The organism is Spirochaetota bacterium (assembly GCA_038043445.1).
Taxonomy (GTDB): Bacteria; Spirochaetota; Brachyspiria; order Brachyspirales; family JACRPF01; genus JBBTBY01.
Genome location: JBBTBY010000041.1, coordinates 21,024 through 40,140, shown reverse-complemented (window position 1 = coordinate 40,140; position 19,117 = coordinate 21,024). Strand labels below are relative to the sequence as shown.

Below are 19,117 nucleotides of genomic sequence, written 5' to 3'. Positions count from 1 at the left end.
CGCTTGCGCATACGAAGCTTAAGCCGCGGCTTGAAAGCTATACGTTCTCGGCATGGGCGAAGCCAAGCGGCCAGAAATCGATGGGGGCCATCTGCGGGAGGACCGGGTTCCATAATGATATCGGGTACTCCCCGGCGAAGCGATTCTATTTTGAGACGTTCAATACGGACAGAAAAGCGTTCTCCGTTACATCGACAAAGGAATATGAGCCCGGGACATGGCATCATATCGCCGGCGTGTTCGATAAAGCATCAGGGAAGATAATGCTCTATGTCGACGGCGAGGCAATGGGTGAGAAAATCCTGGACGGTGAACATTTCCGCTACGGCGAGGATCTTTTCATCGGCTGCGCGAATCCGGCAAGTCCGTCCTTCGGCTACTGGTTCAGCGGTGCCGTTGATGAAGTGCGCATCTATAAACGCGCATTGTCGTCCGCTGATGTGCGTGCCGTCTACGATGCGCTTTCTGCGTCGATGGGACCTGTTGCAGACCCGCGGTATGGCGCGGTCGGCAGATCGGACCAGCCGGCATGGTTCGAGCCTATGATAGAGATAGTCCCGCCGGTAAGCGACGCTTTGCGTGCGCGTGCCGCATCGATGACACCGATATCGGCCGCTCTCGGGAAGTCGCCCGAAGGGCTCCCCGCGCTCCTCTTCAACAATACGCCGGTGCCGTTCGTCGGCGGCGATGTGTGGTGGGGACACGGCATGTCGAAAGTATTCCTCGCGCCATATTTCGATGCGGGCATGGAAATAATTAATCTGCAGGTGAATATCGCTCTTGGCTCCCTCAAAATATCACCATCGGCCACCAATTATAATGCACCGTATTGGACAGGCAAAGGGCAGTACGATCCCTCGGGGCTTGAACAGCTCCTCTACCGCCCGCTTCGGTCGAACCCCAACGCGAAGATAATGTTCTGGCTTATCATCGACGTCTATCCGGAATGGCCGACCGAGTATCCCGATGAGCTGGTGCAGAACGAGAACGGCGAATACGGGTATGGAAGCTCACACTTCAATGGATACAGTAAAGACATAAAAGTTTCGGGGAAGGGAAGCGCCGAGCGGTCGGTATGGTCGTTCTTCTCCGGATCGTTCCGGGACGGGACTTCCGACATGCTTTCGAATTTTGTCCGCGATGTCGAGAAGATCGCGCCTGGACGAGCTGTCGCGGGGTATATCATCGGCGGCGGTGTCGACTATCAGATGTATCACTGGAATGCGCCGAACAGCTTCCTTCTGAAACCCGGCATGTGGTCGGATTATTCCCCCGCGGCGAAGAAGGCGTGGAAAGCATGGCTTAAGAAGAAATACGGTTCGAAGGAGGCGCTTGCGTCCGCGTGGAACGTGAATGCCGATGCGGTCACCTTCGATCCGCCGAAGTTCAATGAACTGCAAGGGACTGAATTCTTCCATGATCCCACGAAGGAACGCCGTGCCATGGATTGGAAACGTTTCATCACGAGCGGAAGGCAGGAGCTCATCAGCCACTTTGCCAAAGTGCTTAAGAGCGCCTCTCCGCGGCCCGCCGTCGTGGGTATCTGCTCGGGCATGAGCGGCGGCAGACGCGATACGACGACGACGGAGGAGTTCCTCCGCGATCCGAACATCGATTTCCTGTTCCATCAGCCGACCTACAGCCAGCGTACGCCGCCCAATTACGGCGGCATCAATGCGCAGCTCTCATCGCATGCGGTCAACGGCAAGCTTTTTCTCCTGGACCTCGATCACCCCACATGGATGCAGAAGCCGTCCTCGCGAACGGAGATCGGCGCCGGCATCGTTCATGATGCGAATGTGCAGGGATGGGCGAAGGACATCGATACGCTCCGCGCGATGTGGCGCCGTGAGTATGCGCATCTTTGGACGGTGAACGCCGGTGCGTTCTGGGATCACGTGTTCGGTCAGCCGTCGGCATATGCCGATCCGACCATAATCGCGGAGATGAAATTCCTCGTCGACATGTCGAAGACGGTGAAAAAACCCTCCCCGCAAAAGCCCGTAGCGGAAGTCGCGGTGATCTATGACGAGAAAGCGGTCGACTATCTGAAGCAGGGCGTATCCCTTAACGGCGAGTGGCATACGACACAGAACAATGAACTGCTCGCGTCCGGCGTGCCCTACGGCATGTATTATGCCGAGGACCTGCGCGAAGGGAAAGTGCCCAAGGCGAAAATGTATATCATGCAGAACCTCATGAACCTTGATACACGCCTTGTCGCGGCAATAGAGAAGATAAAATCCGACGCCGCTACCGTGGTGTTCCTCAGGGACACAGGATATGAGCAGTCATTCACATCGATGGATACGGTGAACAGAGCGGTAGGCATTACACTCGCCCGTCTTAAGGACGCACCTTCGCCCTCATTCAGCATTAATGAGAAGCATCCGTTGGTGGATTGGGAGAAAAAGTCCGACGGTGCGGATGACAGTTCGGTGACATGGCCCTCCGAATGTTCGGTGTTCGGTCCGTTCGAAAAGTCCACGCCGACGCCCGCGCTCGATGTCCTTTCGAGCATACCCTCATCCCTTTCGCTCGGCGGCGTGCATGCCGAGGCCCGCCGTGTGACTACCAAGGGTTCTCTTATCGATCTGCAGACACAGTTCGGCGGCCCGATGAAAGCGGAGCGCGCCGGGTACGTGTTCTTCGAGGTTGAGAGCACAAAGGACCAGGAAGTGCGTTTTGGCGCCGGTGCCGACTGGTGGATGCAGTGGTGGGTGAACGGCAAGCCGGTGTTCGATACGCTTGAGAAAGGCAATGAACGCGTCGATTATACGGTGCGGGCGTACTCGTTCAAGGTTACGCTTCGCCGCGGCAGGAATATCGTCGTCGCCCGCGTGCTGAGCGGTTCGGCGGGGTTCGTGCTTGCGGCGGGAGGCCCGAACGAATTGAACGCGTCGTCGCTTTTCGGGCCGTCACGGGAGCGGATACGGAAGGAAGAGCATACGCTTGCTGTGGTCGACCCGAAAGCCGTCGTGCTGTCCGCGTATGCGGATGACGCGCATGCGGGATTTGCGGTAAAGGATAATGGCGATCATACGAGCGTATTCATCGGCACACGCATACTTTCGAGGGATATGATAGCAGCGCTCGCGAAACAGGCGAAGGCCTGGCGGCTCACCGATCCCGGTGTAGTGTGCGAAGCGCTCGAGGACCTGATCATGCTCCATCCGCTTGCCGCCGGTCCCGTGACGGTGCGGCTGAAACGACCCTCATCGCTCGTGGAATGTGCGCCGGGGACGAGGAAGAGCGCATCCTCGCTTACGCATACGCTCGATCTGCCCGTCGGGGGGACGTATCTCTTCATGCTGCGATGAAAGGATGGTACGCAAAATCGTCTCCTGCGAGATTGTCACAAAAACGCACTATCCCATATGAATAACGAAACAGCGGGTTGCAACCCGCTGTTCTCTATTTTCACACTGCCCTGCGATACTTGACGTTTTCCGTTCCTCGTTGTATAGGTTAATATCCTCCGCATACGAACGGACACACACGTGAAGCGTCGTACATTTCGATCCATCTTCTTTCCATGTGCGTTGGCGGTCTGCGCTGTGCCGTTATGCGCCGCTGCGCCCGGTGCCGCTTTCGTCATGCCGTGGTGGGGCTGGCCTATCATTCTTTTTGTCTTTACATTCCTCCTCGGTATAGTCGCCGTGCTCGGCGGTGTCGGCGGCGGTGTGCTTTTCGTTCCGATGGTGACGAGCTTTTTCCCGTTCCATATCGACTTTGTACGCGGTGCGGGGCTGTTAGTCGCACTTGCCGGGGCGCTGTCGGCAAGTCCTTCGCTCATTCGCAAGGGGCTCGCGAATTTCAGACTGGCATTGCCTGCAGCGCTCATTGCATCGGTTTCTTCGATAGCGGGCGCTATCGTCGGGCTTGCATTGCCGGGGAATGTCGTGCAGCTTGCGCTCGGCATATCAATATTCGGCATCGCCATGATAATGATCGTAACGAAACGTTCGGAATATCCGGATGTGAAGAAAGGAAATCCCCTGACGAAGATACTGAGTATCGGCTCGTCTTATCATGAACATGCGGAAGAGCGTACTGTGGAATGGACGGTGCATCGCACGCGCCGGGGTTTTCTACTCTTCGTACTCATCGGATTCCTTGCCGGCATGTTCGGGCTTGGTGCCGGCTGGGCGAATGTACCGGTACTGAACCTCATCATGGGAGCGCCGCTCAAGGTCGCCGTCGGGACCAGCATGTTCATCCTGTCGATAACCGATACGACGGCGGCGTGGGTGTATCTGAACCGCGGGGCTATATTGCCTATGCTTGCGGTGCCGTCCATCATCGGTATGATGCTCGGGGCCAAGGTGGGCGCTTACTTATTGCCGAAGGTGAACGCGAAGGTCGTACGCGGCATCGTCATTGTCATGCTCATCGCGGCGGGTGTGCGCTCCATGCTCAAGGGGATCGGGATATGAAAGTGAAAAGCGTGACATTATCGGCGGCCGAGCACGGTTTCGCGGAAGTCCTTGATACGGCAGTTCGCATCGGCATGGTACTCCTTGTCATCTCATTTCTCATCTACCTGCTTGGCATTGTGCCATCCCGCATTCCCCCGTCCGCACTGGCGGGATACTGGGGGCTTTCGCTCCATGAGTTCCAGAAGAGCACCGGTGCGCCGACGGGATGGGGCTGGATACGGTCGCTTACTTACGGCGATCACTTTCCGTTCATCGGGATCGCGTTCATGACATCGGTGACCTTTATCTGTTATCTTCGGATAATTCCGCCGCTCCTGCGGGTGAAAGATCATGTGTATGTCTGTATCGCACTTGCGGAGATCATCGTTCTTGTACTTGCGGCCTCCGGCGTACTGCAGGCGGGTCATTGATGGGGAATATGATCGGGAAAGCCGCTTGCGTTTTTCCATTGATTTAATACAATCCGTAGCGGCAAGGCCATCCATGGCCGCCGCTAGCTGGCGCATCCTTGCGCCACGCATGGCCGCCGCCAGCTGACACCTCCTTGTGTCACGCTTGGCGCACGCATTTAAATCGACTTCCGAGGTGTGCACCGATGAAAAAGCAGAACGGCGATACGCGCGCATGGCTTGTCACCGCGAACATGGGGCTTGGCCATCTGCGTGCGGCGTACCCGCTCAAACAGATAGCCGAAGAGGGCATCATTACGGTCGGCTATGACCCCGCAACCCCCGGAAAGGAAGCACGGCTGTGGAAGCGGCTGCAAAGCGGGTATGAGATACTTTCCCGCATACGTATGGTGCCCCTGATAGGGAAAACCCTCCATAAGATACTCGATGCCCTCCTCTATATCCCGCCGCTCTATCCGCTTCGCGATCTTTCGCATCCGTCGTTCCAGGTGAAGATAATAAAATCGCTTGTCAGGCGGGGGCTCTGCAAAGACCTTCTTACGCGCATCCATACCAAGCCGATACCGCTCATCACGTCGTTCTATGCGCCGGCGCTCGCCGCCGACATGGCGAATTATTCGCGCATCTACTGCATCATCTGCGATGCGGACATCAACCGCGCCTGGGTGGCGGAAGACCCGAAGAAAAGCCGCATCAATTATCTTCTGCCCTGCGGCATGGCATTGCGGCGCATCAAGGAATACGGCGTTCCCGATGAACGGCTTTTCCTCACCGGCTTTCCCTTTCCGCTCGAGCTCATCGGCGACCGTTCGCTCGATATTCTCCGGCAGGATGTCGCCGAGAGGCTTCGCGTGCTCGACCCCAACGATCGCTTCTGGCCGCTGCACGGCAAGAACGTCGTTCATTTCCTCGGCAAGGAGAACTGCACGAGAAAGCCGAAATTCCCGTTCACGATAACCTTCGCCGTCGGCGGCGCCGGTGCGCAGACGGAAACGGGCATGGCGGTTGCGCGCTCGCTCAAGCAGCGGCTCACAACGGGCGGTGTGCGCCTGAATCTTGTCGCCGGTGTGCGCAAGGACGTCTTCGAACTTTTCACCCGCTTCGTCGAGGCGGAATTCAAGGGGAGCTCGCACGGCGTGAACATCGTGTACGGGAAGACGCACGATGAGTATTTCCCGAAATTCAATCAGGCCCTGCGCACGACGGATGTGCTCTGGACAAAACCCTCCGAGCTTTCGTTCTACTGCGGTCTCGGGCTTCCCATCGTCATCGCCGATCCCATCGGTTCGCATGAGGAATACAATCGCCGCTGGATACATGAGATACAGGCGGGGTACGATCAGAACGATCCGCGCTATACCAATGAATGGCTCTTCGATCTTCTCAATGAAGGGCGTCTCGCCGAAGCGGCATGGGACGGCTTCCTCAAGGCGCGGAAATTCGGGACGTACAAGATACTTGAGATATTGGCGACCGGCGTGATGATGCGGGAGTTCTCGCCGCTCAAGCGGTAAGAGCCGACGCACACTCACCCATCCCCGCCGCGGAATACGCGGCACCCCTTCCCTCTCTCACGTCCCTGTGAGAGAGGGGAAGGGGCCGGGGGATGGGGTGAGTGTGTCGCGTTACACGCGATTCGCTTTGAGCGACGCGCTCGGCGTCATGTGTTTATACTTCTTGTATATCCGTGAAAAATAGAACGGGTCTTCGAAGCCCAATCGCTTGGCAACTTCACGCACCGTACTCGACGGCATGGCGCGGAAATATTCGTCCGCCCGCGTCAGTTTCATCTCGAGTATCACTTCCTTGAAGCTTTTTCCCGTCGTTTTTTTGAACAGATGCGATATCGTCGATGCGCTTTTTCCGGTAAGCGTCTCTATCTCGGCAAGCGCTATCGAGCGTTCGATGTTCCCCTTGATGTGCTCAAGCACTTTCTCGACAAGGAGATTTCCCTTAAGCGATACCATGTTATTCGATACGATGTAGCGCACGATGACGGAGAAAAGACCGAGTATGTTGGTAAGGTTCTTCTGGGGAATATACGGCAGGGAAAAGAAGGCGCTCTTCAGTTCCGATGAGCTCCCGAACGATCGCCGCCAGAGCGTTCTGATATGCGTCGGAATATCCTCGGCTACACGGAATTGGCCTATCATGATGAAGCCGACGAGCTGACTCTCGACATGCACCGGCAGGACGGCTTCGGTGAGCCCCGCATGGCATTGATAGACGGCCATCTGCTTCGTGCGCGCGCATTCGGCGCACTTTTCCTGGTCCATACGCTGGCAGAACGAGAGCCGCGCAAGCTTGTCCTGGACAAGCCGGCAGTATTCCGCGCCCGGGTTCTGCATGCCGACGGTAAGCTCCTCTCCGTCGTAGGAAAAGAACGTTATCTTGATGTTGAAGCAGGAGGCGAAATAGTCGAGTACGTCCTGCACTTCTTTTTTCAGTATGATCTCAATGGCTTTTTTCATACTGGATTAATTATATAATATGATGCAGAAAAGTCTATGCATTTTCCATCTTCGTCCATTCCCCCGTATACGATTCGAATGTATAGTATAGCGACTTGAACGAGACAAAGGACTGCCATGGACACCGTGCATCGGCTTACCGAGCGCTTCCTCTCCTATAATCCTGAAATGCCGCAGGAGGAGATGCAGGTCTATCTCTCCGAGGTGTACCGGCGCGAAGGGATGCGTGCAGCGCTTGAGCGGCTCTTCGAATGGGAGCTTGCGGTCGGCTATATCACACGCGGCAAGCTTGAGGACAATAAGCGCTATGGTTTCCATGACAGTGCAACGGGTGTTACGTTCCGCACGCAGATAAATTATGCACGCGATAACTATTCCCCGGCGCCGATGACGGGTGCGAACGTCCCGAAGCTCCATTGTCCCATCTGCTATGAGAACATCGGTCTGCCCGGCAAGGAGACGCTCCGGGTGTTCCGCTTTCCCCTGAACGGCCGCGAATTCTTCATGCAGCTCACCCCGTTCCCCCTCTTCAAAAAGCATTTCGTCCTCATCAGCATGGAGAAGACGCCGATGATCATGGACCGGCAGAGCGTCGAGGACCTCGTTGCCTTCGTAGACGACACACCGGGGTACACCGGCTGTTCCAACAGCGAGATAGAATGGGCGGGCGCGTCCGTGCGCGTGCATCATCATTATCAGATATTCGATGCCCTCTCGCTCCCCGTTATGGAAGCGCATACGATACCGGAATATTCCCTTACGCATAGGGAGAACGGCGCCTCTGCCGATGTTGCGCTCATCAATTTCCCGATCGCCGTGTGCCGGGTGACGACACAAAGCCGCGAAAGCTTCATCGATATCTCCAGCCGCATCATCGATGCCTGGAAGAAGCAGGTGCCGGGGAAGAACACCTGCAATATTACCGTACGGAAATTCCGTAATGCCTACGAATGCCACATCATCTTCCGTAATCCCGATCATCGAACGCCTTCCGACCTTGTGAAGATAAAGAGCGAGGGCGTCGGCATCATCGAGGTTGCAGGCGAGGGCATTTATCCGGTGCCGAAAGGCGATGATGCTGCGGAGAAATGGCGGCTCATTGAGGAAGAAGGGCTCACGGTGATAAAGGCGATCATCGACGGGAATAACCCGGTCAAGAGGAGCGGTTACGGGGTGCTCTTCGATACGATCAAGGCCGGCGTGCATGCTTGATTGCCACATCCACAGCACCGTCCCGCAGACGAACAGCGCCGCGCAGTTTCGCGCGGCGCTGGCAGCAGCCGGTATCGCCGGTGGTATCGTCATGTCGCTCCCGCCGCCGTCGTTCCGTTCGCTCACGGATGAACGGGCCATCGGCGGGAGGTACCCGCGCTCTGCGGATGAACGTCTTGATATGCTTTTCACCTGGATGGACGGCAACGGTACTGTTTTCCCGTTCTACTGGATAGACCCCATTGCATCAGGTGCAAAGCGCGAGGTCGCGCGAGCCGTACGCCGCGGCGTGAAGGGATTTAAGGTCATCTGCAATAAATTCTATCCCGACGATACGCGGGCCATGGCGACGTTCCGAGAGATAGCGGCGAACGAGAAGCCGATACTGTTCCATTCCGGCATACTCTGGGACGGCGAGCCTTCCAGTGGATACAATCGCCCCGTACGCTTCGAATCATTGCTCGAGATCCCGCGCCTTCGATTTGCCCTCGCGCATATCAGCTGGCCGTGGTGTGATGAATGCATTGCCGTGTACGGCAAATTCCGGCATGCGCATGCAAAGAGAGAGGAGGCCACAGCCGAGATGTTCATCGATACGACGCCGGGAACGCCTGCCATCTATCGCGAGGAAGCGCTTACGAAACTGTTCACGGTCGGTTATGCGGTGACGGGGAATGTGCTTTTCGGCACCGACTGCAGCACGGCATCGTACGACAGCGCTGCGGCGAAGGGTATACTGAAACGCGACAGCGCGATATATCGGAAGTTGAAATTACCGAAAGAAGCAACGCGCAATATCAACGGGAACAATCTGTTGAGATTTATCGGTATCGATGAGAGGAATCGCTAGGCGGATATGCAAGCGGGGTCACACGGTTCCCGAGCGGAGCCGAGGGACGACCCGCCCTCGATAATGACATTTGAACAGGAGCGGTCATGGCGAATATTGTGGTAACGGGCGGTGCGGGGTTCATCGGGAGCCACATCGTCGAAGAAGCGGCGAAACGCGGCGACAAGGTCATCGTATACGATGATCTGCATTCGGGATACAAGGCGAACATCGAACCGTTCATGAGGGCGTACGGCGTGCGTTTCGTGCAGGGCGATATCATGGATGAAAAGAAGATGGCGAAGCTTTTTGCCGGCGTCGATTCTGTGTTCCATCTCGCCGCGCTCATCAGCGTTCCCGAATCGATGGCGATGAAAGCGCAATACGTGCGCATCAACACCATCGGCACGCTCCATGTGCTCGAGGCGGTGCGTAAGGCCGGCGTGGCGAACATCGTGCTCTCATCGTCCGCGGCCATTTACGGCGATAATCCGACCGTGCCGAAGAAAGAACAGATGATACCGGAGCCGAAATCGCCCTATGCGGTGACCAAGCTCGACGGGGAATACTATTTCCAGATGTACCGCGCCGGACACGGCATCAACGCCACGGCGCTGCGCTACTTCAATGTGTTCGGCCCGCGGCAGGACCCGAAGTCGCAGTATGCGGCGGCCATCCCCATCTTCGTCGCAAAAGCGATAGCCAACGAGGATATCACCGTCTTCGGCGACGGCGAGCAGACGCGCGATTTCATCTATGTGAAGGACATCGTGCAGGGGAATCTCCTTGCGGCGGCCAAAGGCGGCGATGTGTTCAATGTCGCGTGGGGGAAGAAGATCACGATCAATGATCTTGCGAAGAAGATCATCGCCATTACGGGATCGAAGTCGAAGGTGGTGCATCTGCCGGAACGTCCGGGCGATATCAGGCATTCCATGGCGGACAATACGAAGATAGTCCATACGCTCGGTTTCAAGCAGACGACCGATCTTGACACCGGACTTGCAGCGACCGTGGAATATTTTGTGAAGCGCATGGGAAAAGGGAATATCAAATGAAGAAGTCATCGAAACGCACGGTAAAGAAAGCAGCAAGAACACCCGCGGGGAAGATATTCCAGGCGGCAAAACCCGTCATCGGCATACGGGCGGTGCATCTCGACCTCAAGGGCGTACCGCCGACGCCCGAGCGCCTTTTGTCATTCCTTGATCTCTGCGCCGCCGCGAAATACAACGCGATCCTGGTCGAATGGGAAGATATGTTCCCGTGGATGGTCGATGAACGCTTCCGCTGCGAGACAGCATATACCCCCGCGGAAGTGAAGGCATTCATATCGAAGGCAAAGGAATTGTCCATAGAGATCATTCCCCTCGTGCAATGCCTCGGCCATATGGAGACCGTGCTCAGATGGCCGGAGTATGTGCATCTGCGTGAAGTGCCTGCGTACAACGATGTCATCAATCCGCTGGCGAAGGGCGCGCGCGAACTCATCGAGCGTATGGTGAACGATGTCCTTACGCTCATGCCGGATGTGAAATACTTCCATCTCGGCGGCGAGGAGGCGTGGACGTTCGGGACGCATCCGGATACGAAGGCGTATATCGAGAAGCACGGCAAGGGCGCTCTCTATATGCATCATGTCGAGCCGATACTCGATATGCTCAGTGCAAAAAATATCCGACCGATACTGTGGCATGATATGATGACGCATTGGGAGGACAGTGCACTTGACGCGATACGGAACAAGGCTGATCTCTGCGTATGGGGATACGGAGAAGACCCGCGGAAGACGAAACATCATTTCGCCGTGGAGCATATCAAACGTTTCAAAAAGCACGGTGTCGCCATGTGGGCGGGGAGCGCATACAAGGGCGGTGACGGACTTGACAAGGACTTGCCGGATATCGAACGACGCGTGTCCAATATGCAGGCGTGGACCGAGGTCGCACGCGAATATAACATGAAGGGCATTATCATGACGGCGTGGAGCCGCTACAGCACGAATCAGATGCAGGTGTCGCCGATCGACGGTGCGCTTGATGCGTTCGTGCTCGGTGCGATGATACCATACGAAGGGCATACGCCGAAGGATCGCGATACAGCGGCAGCAGCCGTGCTCAAAAAGGCAGGGGAATTCGAGCGCTTTACCGCATGCCGCGATATACTTTCAAGACTGGCCTCACAGCGCATGGCCGGCTGGGAGAACGTTCGTATACTCCGCGGATACATTGTCTGCGCGAAAGATGATGTGCGCAGAGCCGACAGCTATCACGCGGGTATGCATCTGACGCACCTTGCGAACCACGTGAAGCATCTGGAGTCGATAGTGCCGGAGTTCAAGGAAGCGTTCATCGGTCTCATACCGGATCTCTGGCTCGATCGCTATCTCAATGAACGTATCGAACCGCTTCGTGATGAACGTGCGGCAATTTCAGCCGTGATGAAATGAAAGGGATAAAGGACAGTATATGAAAACGATAAAAGTCGGTGTCATCGGTGTCGCAGGCCGCGGGGCGACGTTCGTTGAGCATATGAACGATCCCGAGGGGAGAAGCCGTGTCGTCGCCGGCATGGATGTGAGCGATAATGCCATCGATATGTTCAAGAAGAAGATGCCCGATGCGTACGCGACAAAGAGCGTCGCCGATCTCTTAAGCCGCGATATCGATGCCGTTGTCGTCGCAAGCCCCGACCATATGCACGCCGAACAAGTGACGGCGGCTTTCGCCGCGGGCAAGCATGTGTACTCTGAGAAACCGCTCGGCATCACCATTGAACAGTGCGACGGAATGCTTGAGGCATGGCAGAAGTCGGGCAGGCAGTTCATGGTCGGTTTCAATATGCGCTACATGAACATATTCCGCGCGATGAAGGACATCGCCGACAGCGGCGCCATCGGTGAGCTCAAGGCCGTGTGGGTGCGCCACTTCGTCGGCTACGGCGGCGACTGGTACTATCACGACTGGCATGCCGATAAGAAGAATTCGACGGGCCTGCTCCTGCAGAAGGCATCGCATGACATCGATATGATACACTGGATAACCGGGAAATACACGAAGCGCGTCGTGGGCATGGGCGCGCAGATGTATTACGGGGGTGATAAGCCCAATGATCTGAGATGTCCCGCATGCGCTGAAAAGGATACTTGTGTCGAATATCACTATCGCGATAAAGGCGGGAACACCATGGATCAATGTGTGTTCCGCAAGGAATCGAATGTCGAGGATGTGAGCACGGTGATGATGGAACTGGATGGCGGCATTCAGGCGATGTACACGCAGTGCCATTTCACGCCGGATTATTTCAGGAACTATGTCTTCATCGGCACCGAAGGCCGCATGGAGAACCTTGACGATCATTCCAAGGTCGTCGTCAAATACCGAAAGCGCTCCAAACGCGGGAAGAACATCACGAGCGATGAGGTCCACGACATACGCCCGGCGGAGGGCGGACATGGCGGCGCGGACCCGGTCATATGCCGCGACTTCATCGATATGATACTCGACGGAAAAAAACCGATATCGACGCCGCTCGCGGGACGCATGAGCGTTGCCGTCGGTGTGAAAGCGACGGAATCGCTTCGCGGCAAGTCGATGCCGCTCGATATACCGGCGCTTCCGGCTTCCATTGCCGGGAAAGTGTACTGAAAACAGAGGAGCATGGGAATGAAAGAAATACGACTCGGTGTCATCGGTGCGGGCGGGCGCGGGCACATCTCGCATCATGCGCATAACCCGGAGAACGGGGTGCGTCTTGTCGCCGCGGCGGACGTTGCCGACAAACCGCTCGATGAGTTCAAACAGAAATTCGGCGCGGATACGTTCGTCACGAAGGATTATCGCGAGCTTCTCAAGCGGAAGGATATCGATGCGGTATTCGTCACCTCACCGGATTTCATGCATGAGGAGCAGGGCGTGGCTGCGCTCGCTGCCGGCAAGGCAGTATACTGCGAGAAGCCGCTTGCGATAACGCTCAGGGGATGCGACCGTCTTCTGTCAACGGCAATGAAGCATAAGACAAAGCTTTTCGTCGGCCATAATATGCGCTATATGGCTTTCGTCCGCAAGATGAAGGAGATAGTCGACAGCGGCGCCATCGGACGCGTGACCACTGCATGGTGCCGGCATTTCATCAACTACGGCGGCGATGCGTATTTCAAGGACTGGCATTCGGAACGGAAATATGCCACGGGACTCTTGCTCCAGAAAGGCGCGCATGACATCGATGTGATACATTGGATATGCGGCGCCTACTCAAAGCGCGTTACCGCGCTCGGTGCGCTTTCCGTGTACGACAAATGCGAACGACGCACGGCGGATGAGCCGGGTGTGAGATCATGGCATGATGCCAACTGGCCGCCGCTTGCGCAGAAGAAGATGAGCCCTGTCATCGATGTGGAAGATCAGACGATGATGCTCATGGAACTGGAGAACGGCATCATGGCGTCGTATCAGCAATGTCATTACACGCCGGAGCCGTGGCGCAATTATGTGTTCATCGGCACCGAGGGGCGCATCGAGAATTTCGGCGATCACGGCGAGCATTGCGTGATACGGCTCTGGAACAAACGCGGACCCTATCGCGAGAAGGGCGATATCGAATACCCGGTGACGCATGAGAGCGAGGGACATGGCGGTGCCGACCCGCGCATCGTCGAGGAATTCGTGCGCTTCGTGCGTGACGGCGGGAAGACCTATGCATCGGCGGTGGCGGCGCGTTACAGCGTAGCGGCCGGGTATCTTGCAACAATGTCGCTTCGCGCAGGCGGGAAGCCGCAGATCGTACCGCCGGTGAAAAAAGATATGATCAGCTACTTTGATAATCTGTGAGGAAGTAAATGGCGAATGCAACATCGCATGATCTGCCTTCGGTGATCAGGAATTTCAGGATATCCGGTACGCTTGCGGGCGCGGCACCGTACGGCTCGGGGCATATCAACGAGACATTCCTTGTGACAACGAAGGAAGAAACCGCTCCCGACTATATACTCCAGCGCGTCAATCACGTGGTGTTCAAGAATGTCCCCAAGCTTATGGATAATATCGAGCGGGTAACAAGCCATGTCGGTGCCAAGATCAAGGCATCCGGCGGGAACCCCGACAGGCAGACGCTCACGCTCATCCCTGCATCTGACGGAAAACCGTATGCCGTCGACGGCGCGGGGAATTTCTGGCGCATCTATCTATTCATCGATGATACACAGAGCTACGACATCGTAAAGACCCCCGCGCAGGCGTATGAAGGCGGGAAGATGTTCGGCAGTTTTCAGCGCATGCTCGCCGATATCCCCGGCGAACCGCTTTTCGAAACGATAAAGGACTTCCACAACATCGAATGGCGGCTTTCCGTGTTCGAGGAAAAACTGAAAGCGGACGTGAAAAAGCGTGCGGCATCGGTCGGTAAAGAGATAGACGGCGTGCGCTCGCGCGCAGTAGAGATGAACACGATACTCCGCCTCGGCCGAGAAGGCGCCATTCCCACGCGAGTGACGCACAACGATACGAAATTCAACAATGTGCTTCTCGATATGAATGACAAAGGGCTCTGCGTCATCGATCTTGATACCGTGATGCCGGGGCACGTACACTATGATTTCGGGGATTCCATGCGCACGGCGACGAATACGGCCGCCGAGGACGAAAAGGACCTTTCGAAGGTGGAAATGAATATCGCGATATTTGAGGCGTACGCGAAGGGCTTTCTCGAAGAGACACGCGCCTTCCTCGTGCCCGCGGAGATAGAACATCTCGCGCTGTCGGCGAAGCTCATGCCGTACATCATCGGGCTGCGTTTCCTTACCGATTATCTCGACGGCGATAATTATTTCAAGATACATCATCCCGAACATAATATCGATCGTGCGCGCGCGCAGTTCAAGCTCCTTGCGAGCATGGAACGCCAGTTCGCCGATATGAAGAGGATAGTAGAGAAATGTTCGAAGTGAATATAGTAATGACGCTGTCTGGTAAAAAGAGAGGCCCATAGATGAAATTATCTGTTCCCCGCTTGACCACAAAGCGCATGCCGGTCAAGAAGGTCATGCGTGCGCTCGATTCCCTTCCGCGTACACCGCTCGATTCCGTCGCGTGGAAGGAATTCCCTTTGAAGCCCGCGGTGAATTTCACGCTTGCCTACGGCGATGACGCATTCTATATCAAGTTCCGCGTGAGCGAGGACGAAGTGCTTGCGCTCTACAGCCATCCGAGCCAGCCGGTATGCCGCGACAGCTGCGTTGAATTCTTCGTTTCACCGGACAGGAAGGATTATTACAATATCGAATTCAACTGCATCGGCGCCTGTTTCATGGCTGTCGGGTACGACCGCGCGCATCGGCGCATGATAAAGCCCGATGTCATCGAAAAAAAAATCGATGTTGTCTCGACGCTCGGCAAACGTCCCTTCAACCTGCGCGCCGGACGTGTATCGTGGGAACTTGCCGCGGTCATTCCGTTCGAGATAATGGAGTCGCCAAGAGTTACCGACGTCCGCGGGAAGACGTTTACCGCGAATTTCTACAAGTGCGGCGATGAGATGACGGCACCCCATTACATCACGTGGAATCCGGTGGGGACACCGGAGCCCGATTATCACACGCCGGAATATTTCGGCGAAATAGAATTCGTATGACCCCCTCACCCCGACCCTCTCCCCCGTAGCGGCTATTGCCGCCGGGCTGCGCCAAAGGCGCACGCCTCTGAGAAGGGGAGAGGGGGTAAAAAATGATTATCAACAAAGGAGACAATGAATGATACAAGGCAATGCGATAGTCGGACAGTCCGGCGGACCGACATCGGTCATCAATGCATCACTTGCCGGCGTCATCGAGGCCGTAGCGAAGGCGAAGAACATCAAAAAACTGTACGGTATGAATTTCGGCATCGAGGGGTTCATGCAGGAGCGGCTCATCGATCTCTCCGCGCAGCCGAAAGCGATCGTATCGGGGCTTCTGCATACGCCGTCGTCATCGCTCGGATCATCAAGACATAAAGTGAAGGACGAGGATTTCCCGCGAATCATGGAAGTGCTCAAGAAGTACAATATCAGGTTCTTCTTCCTCATCGGCGGGAATGATACGATGGATACGATCAATCGCGTGGAACAGCATTGCCGGAAGAACGGCTATGAGCTCTGCGGCATCGGGATACCCAAGACCGTCGACAACGATCTCTTCGGCACCGATCATACGCCGGGGTATGCATCCGCTGCGCATTACAATATCCTTTCGGTGATGCAGGGCGGTCTTCTCGCGCATGATATGCAGCGCGTTGATAAATTCACCGTATATCAGACCATCGGCCGCGATGCGGGATGGCTCGCCGCGGCGACATCGCTCGCCAAAAAAGAGAAGAACGATCCCCCGCATCTCATTTATACGCCGGAGCGTGCGTTCAACCGCGAGGAATTCCTTGCCGATGCGAAGGCATGTGTCGAGGAGTTCGGTTTTGTCTCTATCGTATGCGGTGAAGGAATAAAATATGCCGACGGCACACCGGTAAGCGCTTCGCGGACAAAGGATAAATTTAATAACACCGAATTCGGCGCCATGGGCGGTGCGAGCGTAGGTCTTAATCTCCACGCCATGCTCCGCGAGGCATACGGCTGGCGCGGTGAATTCCAGATAACCGAATCGCTCATCATGTGCGCGGCCGACCGTGCGATAGCGCAGGATGTCAAAGAAGCGGCCGCCTGCGGGAAACGCGCGGTGGCGCTTGCCGATAAGGGCGTGAGCGGATATATGGTCGCGATGCAGCGAAGACCCGGTAAGAAGTATTCAATGGAATTCACGACAGCGCTCCTGAAAGAGGTCGCCGTGCACGCGAAGCCGATGCCCTCGGATTATCTCAATGACCGCGGAAATTTCGTGAGCCCGAAATTCAGAGCGTATATCGAACCGCTCGTTGGCGTTTTGCCGGAGTATGTGAAGCTGAAATTGAAAATGGCTATAAAACGGCACGAATGAAAGCGGGGTCACGCGACCCCGCCTGAACCGATAATAGCAAGGAGAACATATGCAGTTCAATAGATCGATCGTTGTCATTCATGCGCATCCGGACGATACCGAGGCGTTCTCAGCCGGTACGCTCAAGCATCTCAAGGATATGGGGTATCGCATCGCCATAGCAACGATGACAGCGGGAGGCATGGGCGGGATCGGCATGTCGGAAGCGAAGACCATCGCTGTGCGCCGGAAGGAAGCGGAGAAAGCGGCGGCTGTTCTTGATGCGCCGTACCGCTGTTTCGGCGGACGCGACGGATACCTGTACGACACCGAGAAACTGCGCATCGCAGTGACCGATTTCGTTCGTGAACAGAAGGCCGGCATCGTGTTCACGCATCTGCCGTTCGATTATCATGCCGATCACCGTGCGACAGCGTCGATCACTGAAGCTGCGGTCATGCTTGCGAGCCTCCCGAGCGTGCCCTGTAAGGCAAAGCCGCTCGAGGTAACGCCGCTCTTGTATCATACGGCACCGCTCGGGTTCTCCGACCCGCTCGGGAATGATATAACCAAGCCGCATTTCTTCGTCGATATAACATCCACCATCGAAGCGAAGATGAAAATGCTCGCCGAGCATCATTCGCAGATAGAGCTCATGCGCGTCATGCATAAGATGCCGGACTTTTTCGATGAGATGAAGAAGTACAATATCGCGCTCGGCAAGGCAGCCGGGACGAAATATGCGGAATGCTTCTGGCAGCATCTGGGCGGCGGTTTTCAGAAAGAGCCGCAGCTGCAGAATGAGCTTAAGAAGTTTATCAGGAAGAGAAGGAAATAAGACACTCACCCCATCCCCCAGCCCCTTCCCCTCTCTCACGGGGATGTGAGAGAGGGGAAGGGGTGAGTAAAAAAACAAGGAGCACACATGAACCTCACCGATCCCAAATACACAAAGTACGCGCTCGCACGCGAAATGTATGAGACCGCCGATGTGGTAAAGCGATTCGACCCCGCATGCGGAAAGGAATACGCCGACCGCGCGAAGAAGATGAAAAGCATATTTTTCACCGGCGAAGGATCGAGCCGCATTTTCCCCGCGAAGCGTGCGATGTACCGCGCGAAACAGAAGAAGGGCGCATTTCCCATGGCTACCGACGGCGCAACACAGGCGCTTGAATACGATCTTTCGTCGGACGCCGTGTTCGGTGCGTCGAATTCCGGAAAGACGAAGGAACTCATTCGTCTCTATACGAAGCTCAAAGCGGCGGGACATCCGGCGCTCTTCGGGCTGACCGCGAATGCTGCCACACCGCTTGAATCGATAGCGCATAGGACGCATGTGCTTACCTGCGGGAATGAGGACGCTGTCGCCGCGACGAAAAGCGTCATAGAGCAGGCGCTTTTCATCGACAGCGTGGTGCATGCATTGTCCGGCACGGCGATGAAGGATATCGCCGCAGCAGCGGAAGCGGTGCGTGGTGCGCTTACGGCCCCCGTGGACAAAGCCATTGTTGATGCGATGGTCAATGCACGCACGGTGTATTTCGCCGGGCGCAATAATGGCGTTGCCGAGGAACTTCGGCTTAAGACGAACGAGATAACGCGCAAGAAATCAGATTATCTTGAGGGCACGTATGCGGTACACGGCATCGAAGAAGTGATGGATAAGAACGAGGTCGTCGTCATCATCGATCCGTTCCCGGATGAGGAAGAGAAATTCGCGCAATGTCTCACCAAGGGTGTCGGGATGTCCGTTGTCGCGATAGCATCGCGTAAGACATCATTCCCCACGATGATGATACCTGAGGGAGGCGAGT

16 protein-coding genes are annotated in these 19,117 nt (G+C 56.0%); 15 read left to right on the top strand and 1 reads right to left on the bottom strand.

The window, feature by feature from the left end:
- The 4 genes from AABZ39_06340 to AABZ39_06325 form a co-directional block, all read left to right on the top strand.
- Positions 1–3,320, top strand: a 3,320-nt coding sequence (locus AABZ39_06340) for a LamG domain-containing protein (protein MEK6794375.1), incomplete at its 5' end; no start/stop codon positions are given.
- Positions 3,321–3,596: 276 nt separating this feature from the next.
- Entirely contained in the window at positions 3,597–4,436 is an 840-nt protein-coding gene (locus AABZ39_06335) for a sulfite exporter TauE/SafE family protein (GenBank protein MEK6794374.1), read from the top strand.
- Positions 4,433–4,849, top strand: coding sequence for a hypothetical protein (locus tag AABZ39_06330; GenBank protein MEK6794373.1), 417 nt, complete (start codon positions 4,433–4,435; stop codon positions 4,847–4,849). Before AABZ39_06335 ends, AABZ39_06330 begins: the two co-directional genes overlap by 4 nt.
- A gap of 185 nt (positions 4,850–5,034) precedes the next feature.
- The gene (locus AABZ39_06325) at positions 5,035–6,363 is read left to right on the top strand and encodes a hypothetical protein (protein MEK6794372.1); all 1,329 of its coding nucleotides are present in this window, start codon (positions 5,035–5,037) and stop codon (positions 6,361–6,363) included.
- A gap of 111 nt (positions 6,364–6,474) precedes the next feature.
- Here AABZ39_06325 and AABZ39_06320 read toward each other — a convergent pair whose 3' ends face one another.
- Positions 6,475–7,320, bottom strand: coding sequence for a PocR ligand-binding domain-containing protein (locus AABZ39_06320; GenBank protein MEK6794371.1), 846 nt, complete (start codon positions 7,318–7,320; stop codon positions 6,475–6,477).
- Positions 7,321–7,437: 117 nt separating this feature from the next.
- Between AABZ39_06320 and AABZ39_06315 the strand changes: the two genes are divergently transcribed.
- The 11 genes from AABZ39_06315 to AABZ39_06265 all read left to right on the top strand — a co-directional run.
- On the top strand, positions 7,438–8,532 hold the full coding sequence (locus AABZ39_06315) for a DUF4922 domain-containing protein (protein MEK6794370.1): 1,095 nt from the start codon (positions 7,438–7,440) through the stop codon (positions 8,530–8,532).
- Complete coding sequence (locus AABZ39_06310) at positions 8,525–9,382, top strand: amidohydrolase family protein (GenBank protein MEK6794369.1); 858 nt, start codon at positions 8,525–8,527, stop codon at positions 9,380–9,382. Before AABZ39_06315 ends, AABZ39_06310 begins: the two co-directional genes overlap by 8 nt.
- An 86-nt stretch (positions 9,383–9,468) precedes the next feature.
- Positions 9,469–10,419 carry an SDR family NAD(P)-dependent oxidoreductase gene (locus AABZ39_06305; protein MEK6794368.1) on the top strand — a complete coding sequence of 317 codons (951 nt, stop codon included), beginning with the start codon at positions 9,469–9,471 and terminating at the stop codon, positions 10,417–10,419.
- Positions 10,416–11,810, top strand: coding sequence for a family 20 glycosylhydrolase (locus AABZ39_06300; protein MEK6794367.1), 1,395 nt, complete (start codon positions 10,416–10,418; stop codon positions 11,808–11,810). Before AABZ39_06305 ends, AABZ39_06300 begins: the two co-directional genes overlap by 4 nt.
- A gap of 19 nt (positions 11,811–11,829) precedes the next feature.
- Positions 11,830–13,008, top strand: coding sequence for a Gfo/Idh/MocA family oxidoreductase (locus tag AABZ39_06295; GenBank protein ID MEK6794366.1), 1,179 nt, complete (start codon positions 11,830–11,832; stop codon positions 13,006–13,008).
- A gap of 18 nt (positions 13,009–13,026) precedes the next feature.
- The gene (locus tag AABZ39_06290) at positions 13,027–14,190 is read left to right on the top strand and encodes a Gfo/Idh/MocA family oxidoreductase (GenBank protein MEK6794365.1); all 1,164 of its coding nucleotides are present in this window, start codon (positions 13,027–13,029) and stop codon (positions 14,188–14,190) included.
- Positions 14,191–14,198: 8 nt separating this feature from the next.
- Positions 14,199–15,305 (top strand): aminoglycoside phosphotransferase family protein, encoded by a 1,107-nt coding sequence (locus AABZ39_06285; GenBank protein ID MEK6794364.1) that lies wholly within the window; start codon positions 14,199–14,201, stop codon positions 15,303–15,305.
- Between the two features lie 41 nt (positions 15,306–15,346).
- Positions 15,347–15,988 (top strand): carbohydrate-binding family 9-like protein, encoded by a 642-nt coding sequence (locus AABZ39_06280; GenBank protein ID MEK6794363.1) that lies wholly within the window; start codon positions 15,347–15,349, stop codon positions 15,986–15,988.
- A 118-nt stretch (positions 15,989–16,106) separates the two neighbouring features.
- Positions 16,107–17,321 (top strand): diphosphate--fructose-6-phosphate 1-phosphotransferase, encoded by a 1,215-nt coding sequence (locus AABZ39_06275; protein MEK6794362.1) that lies wholly within the window; start codon positions 16,107–16,109, stop codon positions 17,319–17,321.
- A 49-nt stretch (positions 17,322–17,370) separates the two neighbouring features.
- Positions 17,371–18,138 (top strand): PIG-L deacetylase family protein, encoded by a 768-nt coding sequence (locus tag AABZ39_06270; protein MEK6794361.1) that lies wholly within the window; start codon positions 17,371–17,373, stop codon positions 18,136–18,138.
- Positions 18,139–18,225: 87 nt separating this feature from the next.
- A partial coding sequence (locus tag AABZ39_06265; GenBank protein MEK6794360.1) for an SIS domain-containing protein occupies positions 18,226–19,117 on the top strand: 892 nt, incomplete at its 3' end.

What these genes read in the sequence shown, in the direction of transcription:
- AABZ39_06320 (MEK6794371.1), bottom strand. Translation starts at nt 7,320, where the DNA reads ATGAAAAAAGCCATTGAGATCATACTGAAAAAAGAAGTGCAGGACGTA.
- AABZ39_06305 (MEK6794368.1), top strand. Translation starts at nt 9,469, where the DNA reads ATGGCGAATATTGTGGTAACGGGCGGTGCGGGGTTCATCGGGAGCCAC.
- AABZ39_06325 (MEK6794372.1), top strand. Translation starts at nt 5,035, where the DNA reads ATGAAAAAGCAGAACGGCGATACGCGCGCATGGCTTGTCACCGCGAAC.
- AABZ39_06310 (MEK6794369.1), top strand. Translation starts at nt 8,525, where the DNA reads ATGCTTGATTGCCACATCCACAGCACCGTCCCGCAGACGAACAGCGCC.
- AABZ39_06315 (MEK6794370.1), top strand. Translation starts at nt 7,438, where the DNA reads ATGGACACCGTGCATCGGCTTACCGAGCGCTTCCTCTCCTATAATCCT.
- AABZ39_06330 (MEK6794373.1), top strand. Translation starts at nt 4,433, where the DNA reads ATGAAAGTGAAAAGCGTGACATTATCGGCGGCCGAGCACGGTTTCGCG.
- AABZ39_06295 (MEK6794366.1), top strand. Translation starts at nt 11,830, where the DNA reads ATGAAAACGATAAAAGTCGGTGTCATCGGTGTCGCAGGCCGCGGGGCG.
- AABZ39_06270 (MEK6794361.1), top strand. Translation starts at nt 17,371, where the DNA reads ATGCAGTTCAATAGATCGATCGTTGTCATTCATGCGCATCCGGACGAT.
- AABZ39_06275 (MEK6794362.1), top strand. Translation starts at nt 16,107, where the DNA reads ATGATACAAGGCAATGCGATAGTCGGACAGTCCGGCGGACCGACATCG.
- AABZ39_06290 (MEK6794365.1), top strand. Translation starts at nt 13,027, where the DNA reads ATGAAAGAAATACGACTCGGTGTCATCGGTGCGGGCGGGCGCGGGCAC.
- AABZ39_06300 (MEK6794367.1), top strand. Translation starts at nt 10,416, where the DNA reads ATGAAGAAGTCATCGAAACGCACGGTAAAGAAAGCAGCAAGAACACCC.
- AABZ39_06280 (MEK6794363.1), top strand. Translation starts at nt 15,347, where the DNA reads ATGAAATTATCTGTTCCCCGCTTGACCACAAAGCGCATGCCGGTCAAG.
- AABZ39_06335 (MEK6794374.1), top strand. Translation starts at nt 3,597, where the DNA reads ATGCCGTGGTGGGGCTGGCCTATCATTCTTTTTGTCTTTACATTCCTC.
- AABZ39_06285 (MEK6794364.1), top strand. Translation starts at nt 14,199, where the DNA reads ATGGCGAATGCAACATCGCATGATCTGCCTTCGGTGATCAGGAATTTC.